The sequence below is a fragment of the Mesorhizobium sp. M1E.F.Ca.ET.041.01.1.1 genome (genome assembly GCF_003997355.1).
Classification (GTDB): domain Bacteria; phylum Pseudomonadota; class Alphaproteobacteria; order Rhizobiales; family Rhizobiaceae; genus Mesorhizobium.
This window is the reverse complement of the sequence record NZ_RZSL01000337.1, coordinates 1-6,853: the sequence shown is the minus strand read 5'-3', so window position 1 is coordinate 6,853 and position 6,853 is coordinate 1. Positions and strand designations below refer to the sequence as shown.

Sequence of the window (6,853 nt, the reverse complement as noted above, 5' to 3'; positions counted from 1 at the left end):
GTGCTGGACGAGGCCGACGAGATGCTCGACCTCGGCTTTCGCGAGGACCTCGAATTCATCCTCGAGGCCGCGCCCGCCGAGCGCCGCACGCTGATGTTTTCCGCCACCGTGCCGCGCTCCATCGCCACGCTGGCGAAGAGCTACCAGCGCGATGCCGTGCGCATCTCGGCCGGCGGCGAGGAAAAGCAGCATCTCGACATCGAGTACCGGGCGCTCTCCGTCGCGCCCGCCGACCGCGAGAACGCCATCATCAACGTGCTGCGCTATTACGAGGCCACCAACGCGATGGTGTTCTGCAACACCCGCGCCGCCGTCAACCATCTCACCGCGCGCTTCAACAACCGCAATTTCTCGGTCGTGGCGCTTTCCGGCGAGCTCAGCCAGAACGAGCGCAGCCACGCGCTGCAGGCGATGCGCGACGGCCGCGCAAAAGTCTGCATCGCCACCGACGTGGCGGCGCGCGGCATCGACCTGCCCAATCTCGACCTGGTCATCCATGCCGACCTGCCAACCAATCCTGAAACGCTGCTGCATCGCAGCGGGCGCACCGGGCGTGCCGGGCGAAAAGGCGTGAGCGCGCTGATCGTGCCGGGCAACGCCCGGCGGCGCACCGAGCGGCTGCTTGCCAATGCCGGCCTGACCGCAACCTGGGCGCGCCCGCCCTCTGCCGACGAGGTGCTGCGCCGCGACGACGAGCGCATCCTGGCCGATCCGGCGTTCGGCGAACCGATTAAGGACGAGGAGCGTGACTTCGCCGCCGCTCTTCTCGAGCGGCATGGCGCCGAGCTTGTGGCCGCCGCTTTCGTGCGGCTCTGCCGCGGCAGCCGCTCGGCGCCCGAGGACCTGCTCGACGTCGCGCCGTTCGCGCCGTCAAAGGAGAAGGCCGCGCGCAGGGACGAAGCGCCCGGCCGCCGCGACGAATTCGGCGACAGCGTCTGGTTCTCGCTGTCGGTGGGACGCCGGCAGAATGCCGAGCCGCGCTGGCTGATCCCCATGCTGTGCCGCAGCGGCAACATCTCCAAGCGCGAGATCGGCGCCATCAAGATGCAGCCGGAGGAAACCTTCGTGCAGATCGCGGCCGACTGGGCCGACCGTTTCCTCGCCGCGATCGGCCCCGACCGCAAATTGCAGGGCAGCATCGCGGTCAGGCGGATCGAGGGCACGCCGGACCTGTCGCGGGCCGGCTACCAGCCGCCGAAGCCGGAGAAGAAGCCGCATCGCGGCAAGCGGCCGTTCGACCAAGGCGCCGCCCAAGGTGCTCACAAGCCGAAGTTCGAGAAGCGCGCGCCTGCCGATCAGCGCACTCCATTCGAAGCAAAGCCGTGGGCCGGCAAATCCGGTAAACCGGCCAAGCCGAAATTCGACAAGCCAGGGCCGGCGAAGAACAAGAAATCGAAGAAACGACCAGCGTAGGTTCGCAATTAAAGTTGGTACCTGACCGGCGGGAACATCGGCAACCTTCTTCGGCAGCAAATCGCGACCTTCGAGATCGGCGGAAGCGGCTGAACTTCGTCATCCACGGGCGAAGCGGACGCGTAGACCCGAGGATCCATTCCGTGACCTCGCGCAAAGAGTAGAGACGACGCAGAACAGAGGTCGTTCTGGACCGCTGAAACGCTCATAGGTCACGACATGGATTCTATGGTCTGCGCTGCGTCGCTTCGCTCCTTGCTCCGCGATGGAATGACGAAGGCGTGGTGCCCGCGAAGTTGCGCTGCTGCGTATGACGCTTGCGAACGGCCGCGACTTTGGACAGTCTGGACCCACGCGATGCGGGGGACACGGCGATGCGCGGCGAGGTTCTTCACTACGACCAGGAGCAAGGCTTTGGTTTCATCGCCGGCGCCGACGGCAAGCGCTATAGCTTCGCGCGCGAGGACCTGCGCCGCGAGATGGCGCTGGCGAAAGGCGCCGAAGTCGAATTCCAGCCGAACGGCGACCGGGCGAGCAACGTTTTTTCCGTCCGCGCCCGTGCGACCGGTCCGATGGAGAGCGCAGCTCCCATCGCGGCGGCCACCGTTCCCTTGCCGGGCAGCGCGCCCATAGCGCCTACCCATTTTGGCCGCAACGCCGAGAGCGGGGCGGTGGAATCCACTGGACTGTGGAGCTATTTCTGGCGCGGCCTGACGACGAACTACGTCAACTTCTCCAGCCGGGCTCGGCGCAAGGAGTTCTGGGGCTTCTGCCTGTTCTGGACGATCGGCCTCGTCGTCGCCATCGGCGTCGGCCTGACCGTGGACCTGTCGCGCGGCGAGGGCGGCGCCGACGAGCCGATCGTCATGCTCGGCCTCTTCGGTCTCTACGTCCTGCTGACGTTCATGCCGTGGATCTCGCTCATCGTGCGCCGCCTGCACGATCTCGGCCTGACCGGCTGGCTCGTGATCCTCTGCCTCCTGCCCTATGTCGGCGGGCTCGCCACCCTGGTCTTCGCGCTGATCCCGACCCAGATCGGCGAAAACAAATGGGGCCCGGTGCCGGCCGGCGTGAGGTTTTAGGCGCGGACAGCGCCCGCGCTTAAGCTGTCAGCCCAGGAACTTGGCTATGATGGCGTCGCCCATTTCCGTGGTGCCGACTTCCTTCATGCCTTCGGACATGATGTCCTTGGTGCGCAAGCCGTCGTCGAGCACCGCGGCGATTGCCGCTTCGAGCTTGTCGGCTTCCGCCACCATGCCGAAGGAATAGCGCAGGCACATGGCGAAGGACGCGATCATCGCGATCGGGTTGGCGATCCCCTTGCCGGCGATGTCGGGCGCCGAGCCGTGCACCGGCTCGTAGAGCGCCTTGCGCTTCTTGGTCTTGACGTCCGGCGCGCCGAGCGAGGCCGAAGGCAGCATGCCGATCGAGCCGGTGAGCATGGCGGCGATGTCGGAAAGCATGTCGCCGAAAAGATTGTCGGTGACGATGACGTCGAACTGCTTCGGCCAGCGCACCAGTTGCATGCCGCCGGCGTCGGCCAGCATATGGTCGAGCTTGACGTCGCTGTATTTGGCCTTGTGCGTCTGGCTGACCACCTCGTTCCACAGCACGCCCGACTTCATGACGTTGCGCTTTTCCATCGAGGTGACGTGATTCCGGCGCGTACGCGCCAATTCGAAGGCGACGCCCGAGATGCGCTCGATCTCGAACGTGTCGTAGACCTGGGTGTCGATACCGCGCTTCTGGCCGTTGCCGAGATCGATGATCTGCTTCGGCTCGCCGAAATAGACGCCGCCGGTGAGCTCGCGCACGATCAGGATGTCGAGCCCCTCGACCACGTCCTGCTTGAGCGAGGAGGATGCGGCTAAAGCCGGATAGCAGATCGCCGGACGAAGATTGGCGAACAGCTCCATGTCCTTGCGCAGGCGCAGCAGGCCGGCCTCGGGGCGCACCTCGTAAGGCACCTTGTCCCATTTCGGCCCGCCGACGGCGCCGAACAGCACCGCGTCCGCCGCCATCGCCTTTGCCATATCGGCGTCGGAGATCGCCGCGCCATGCGCGTCGTAAGCGCAGCCGCCGACCAGCCCCTCGTCGGTAACGAAACCGCTGCCGAGCTTCGCATTCATGGCGCCAATCAACTTCTTCACCTCGGCCATGGCCTCGGGGCCGATGCCGTCGCCGGCGAGCAGGAAGAGATTTTTCGAAGCCATGGAGAACCGTCCCGGAGAGAGAGAATTGAACCGCGGCCTTGCTAAACGGCTAGCGCTTGCCGCGCAAGCCGGAAGAGGACAACCTCGTTACTTGGCGATCCTTCGCACCCCCCTCTGCCCTGCCGGGCATCTCCCCCGCAAGGGGGGAGATTGGCAGCTTCGCCGCCGGCCATCTCTTTCAGACGTCAAAAATTGGCGAAAAGGCAGATGGCGTCCAATCTCCCCCCTTGCGGGGGAGATGGCCGGCAGGCCAGAGGGGGGTGCTGTCCCGCCGACGTCTCGCAAACCGCAGCGCCAACGAGAGAAGCCCTCACCGGTGCGAGAGAATATTCACCAAGCGCCCGAACGGGTCGCGCACATAGAAGCGCCGCACGCCCCAGGGCTCGTCGGCCGGCCCGTATTCGATGGCGAAGCCGGCGGCCTTCATGGCATCGAGCGCCTCATCGACATTGTCGACCTCGATCGAGAGGTCGGGCACCGGCGTGCCCGAGCCGCCTTGCGCCATGAAGCTGACTTGGATGGTCATGCTGCCCTGCGAGCCGTAAGTGGCGATCCAGCCCATATCCATGAGCAGATCGAGGCCGAGGACGTCCTGATAGAAGCGCTTTGCCGCCGCGACGTCGGGCGTTTCGATGTTGGCGACGACGCGCCTGACCTTCACCATGAGCCGCTCCTTGCCTTATGCGTGTCCGGGAGCCCTCCGCATTTTGGGCGACTGTATCAGGCCGTTCGCCGCAGCGCCGTCACCTCGATCTCGATCTTCATCTCCGGCTTGTTGAGCTGGCAGACGATCATCGTCGCCGCCGGGCGGATGTCGCCGAACACCTCGCCGAGGATCGGGAAGACGACGTCAACATAGGACTGGTCGGTGATGTAGTAGTGCGCCCGCACGACATCGGCCATGTCGAAGCCGCCGTCGGCCAATGCCTTTGCGATGGTCGCGAGACAGTTGCGCGTCTGCGCCTCGACCGTCTCGGGCATGGTCATCGTGGCATAGTCGTAGCCGGTCGTTCCCGACACGAAACACCAGTCGCCCTGCACCACCGCGCGCGAATAGCCGGCGGTTTTTTCGAAGGGGGAGCCGGTGGAGATGAGCTTGCGCATGGGGTGCCTCGCGTTTTGTTGCGGGCATTCTGCGGGGACGGCGGCAATCTGGCCATAGGCCAAGCAATGCGGATTTGAGGTGCAAAAATCTCTTTGATGCTGGCGGGACAGTACCCCCCTCTGGCCTGCCGGCCATCTCCCCCGCAAGGGGGGAGATCAGCAGCTTCGGCAGGCCACCATTCTTGCAACATTGAAGATTAGCGAAAGTCGTGGTGACGACCGATCTCCCCTCTTGCGGGGGAGATGCCCGGTAGGGCAGAGGGGGTGGGAAGGATCGCGGCGATGGTCATTTCCCGCTGGTACGCGACCCACGGCCGGCACCATTGCCAAAACCCTAATTCCCCGACCCCTGCGCCTCGTCCAGCGCCTTCTTGATATCCGCCGGCCAGCTTTTCATGTCGGGCCAGGCCTGCGGTTCGCCATTGTCGCCGCGGCGGGCGAAATAGACCTGATGCTTGACCGGGTCGACCGCCATGAAGCCGTCATTGCCGCCGCAGTCATGCGGCACGCAGCCGCTGGCGTAGAAAGCGCCGGAAGCGGTCTTTTCGGTGCCGCCGCCGACCAGCAGGCTGGTCGCCATGTCGGGCATGTCCTTTCCGAGCAGCGCCTCGCCGGCCTTGTAGACGGCCTCGTTGTGGAAGGCGTCGATGATGTTGTCGTATTTCGACGGATCGACATCCTTCCAGTCGGTGCCCGGTTCCGGCGTATAGGTCAGGTTGCCGGACGTCGTCAGTCCGCCGGTCGGCGACCATTGCAGCGCCGGCCGCGATTCGCCGGGCAGGAGATAGGGCACGTAATAGATGTCGCTGTCGGAAACCGCGGCCGGCGGCGCGCCGCACTCGTCCTGCTCGACCGTGGTGGTCTGGATCTCGCCGCCCTCCGTCTTCCAGGCGATGACGCTGGCCGGGCCGCATTGGTTGCCGCCATCGCCGACATCGAACAGCGCCACCTTGACCCCGCCGACCTCGACGATCTTCTCGAAGAAGACGTCGTAATTGCTGGCGAGCTGCTTGCCGTCATAGGCCAGCACCTTCTCGCCATACTGTTCCTGCTGGGTGATGGTGAACTGGCCGCCTTCGAACGGGATCGGCGCCTGCTTGTCGTCCTCGGCCTGGGTCGCATTGGCGGTGTTCGAGGGGTCAGCGGCGTCGCCGGACGGATCCTCTGCCGGTACGAGCACGTTGTCGGTCTGTGCATGGGCGCCGGCCACCGGCATCAACACCCACACCAACGCGCAAGCGCCAGCCAGAAGCGAGCGTGTCATGACTGTCCCTCCATTCAGCCGCCACGAACCCGGCCGCTTGCGGCCGGGTCTATCCGTTCAACGCTTCAGGCCCAGGGGCGCAGCTCAGCGTTTTTCTTCTCGAACGAAGCGATGGCGCCGGCCTTCTCCATGGTCAGCCCGATGTCGTCGAGGCCGTTCAGCAAGCAGTGGCGCTTGAAGTCGTCGAGGTCGAACTTGACCACGCCGCCATCCGGCCCGCGGATTTCCTTCGCTTCGAGGTCGATCGACAGCGTCGCATTGGAGCCGCGCGAGGCGTCGTCCATCAGCTTGTCGAGGTCTTCCGGGCTCACCGTGATCGGCAGGATGCCGTTCTTGAAGCAGTTGTTGTAGAAAATGTCGGCGAACGAGGTCGAGATCACGCAGCGAATGCCGAAATCGAGCAGCGCCCAGGGCGCATGCTCGCGGCTCGAGCCGCAGCCGAAATTGTCGCCGGCGACCAGGATCTGCGCCTTGCGATAGGCCGGCTTGTTGAGCACGAAATCCGGATTCTCCGAGCCGTCGTCCTTGTAGCGCATTTCGGCGAACAGGCCGGTGCCAAGCCCGGTGCGCTTGATCGTCTTCAGATAATCCTTCGGGATGATCATGTCGGTGTCGACATTGACGATCGGCATGGGCGCGGCGACGCCGGTGAGCTTGGTGAATTTGTCCATGGTCCTTGCCCGTCTCGGTTTTGCGGGAATTTGCTGGCGCACGCTTTACACAAAGCGGCCGGCAAATGAAAGGCAACTGTTGGCAGTCGAGTTTGGGCCATCGGACACAAGGTCGGCATCGCCTGCTTTCAAAATGCCGGCCGATCGGGCACCTTGACGGCATGGCACCGACTTCGAAGGTCCTCTAC

Annotated in this window: 7 protein-coding genes; 2 read left to right on the top strand and 5 right to left on the bottom strand. The window is 64.8% G+C overall.

Annotation, left to right across the window (positions count from 1 at the left end; genetic code table 11):
- Positions 1 to 1,413: DEAD/DEAH box helicase (locus EOA38_RS23710; protein ID WP_145966043.1), on the top strand; the 1,413-nt coding region annotated here is incomplete at its 5' end.
- A gap of 374 nt (positions 1,414 to 1,787) precedes the next feature.
- The gene (locus EOA38_RS23705; protein WP_127300371.1) at positions 1,788 to 2,495 is read left to right on the top strand and encodes a DUF805 domain-containing protein; all 708 of its coding nucleotides are present in this window, start codon (positions 1,788 to 1,790) and stop codon (positions 2,493 to 2,495) included.
- Between the two features lie 27 nt (positions 2,496 to 2,522).
- On the opposite strand, the gene leuB is transcribed toward EOA38_RS23705, so the two are convergent.
- The 5 genes from leuB to leuD form a co-directional block, all read right to left on the bottom strand.
- Positions 2,523 to 3,626, bottom strand: a complete 1,104-nt coding sequence (gene leuB / locus EOA38_RS23700) for a 3-isopropylmalate dehydrogenase (RefSeq protein WP_127300370.1) — start codon at positions 3,624 to 3,626, stop codon at positions 2,523 to 2,525.
- A gap of 310 nt (positions 3,627 to 3,936) precedes the next feature.
- The gene (locus tag EOA38_RS23690) at positions 3,937 to 4,287 is read right to left on the bottom strand and encodes a VOC family protein (protein ID WP_127300372.1); all 351 of its coding nucleotides are present in this window, start codon (positions 4,285 to 4,287) and stop codon (positions 3,937 to 3,939) included.
- Positions 4,288 to 4,346: 59 nt separating this feature from the next.
- Positions 4,347 to 4,730, bottom strand: coding sequence for a RidA family protein (locus EOA38_RS23685; RefSeq protein WP_126091131.1), 384 nt, complete (start codon positions 4,728 to 4,730; stop codon positions 4,347 to 4,349).
- A 334-nt stretch (positions 4,731 to 5,064) separates the two neighbouring features.
- A complete protein-coding gene (locus tag EOA38_RS23680) occupies positions 5,065 to 5,994 on the bottom strand; it encodes a hypothetical protein (RefSeq protein WP_127300369.1) in 930 nt (309 codons plus the stop codon).
- 65 nt (positions 5,995 to 6,059) lie between these two features.
- The gene (leuD, locus tag EOA38_RS23675) at positions 6,060 to 6,665 is read right to left on the bottom strand and encodes a 3-isopropylmalate dehydratase small subunit (RefSeq protein WP_066991643.1); all 606 of its coding nucleotides are present in this window, start codon (positions 6,663 to 6,665) and stop codon (positions 6,060 to 6,062) included.
- Between the last annotated feature and the right edge of the window lie 188 nt (positions 6,666 to 6,853).

Coding starts and splice junctions, on each gene's coding strand:
- EOA38_RS23705 (WP_127300371.1), top strand. CDS start 1,788: ATGCGCGGCGAGGTTCTTCACTACGACCAGGAGCAAGGCTTTGGTTTC.
- leuB (WP_127300370.1), bottom strand. CDS start 3,626: ATGGCTTCGAAAAATCTCTTCCTGCTCGCCGGCGACGGCATCGGCCCC.
- EOA38_RS23685 (WP_126091131.1), bottom strand. CDS start 4,730: ATGCGCAAGCTCATCTCCACCGGCTCCCCCTTCGAAAAAACCGCCGGC.
- EOA38_RS23680 (WP_127300369.1), bottom strand. CDS start 5,994: ATGACACGCTCGCTTCTGGCTGGCGCTTGCGCGTTGGTGTGGGTGTTG.
- leuD (WP_066991643.1), bottom strand. CDS start 6,665: ATGGACAAATTCACCAAGCTCACCGGCGTCGCCGCGCCCATGCCGATC.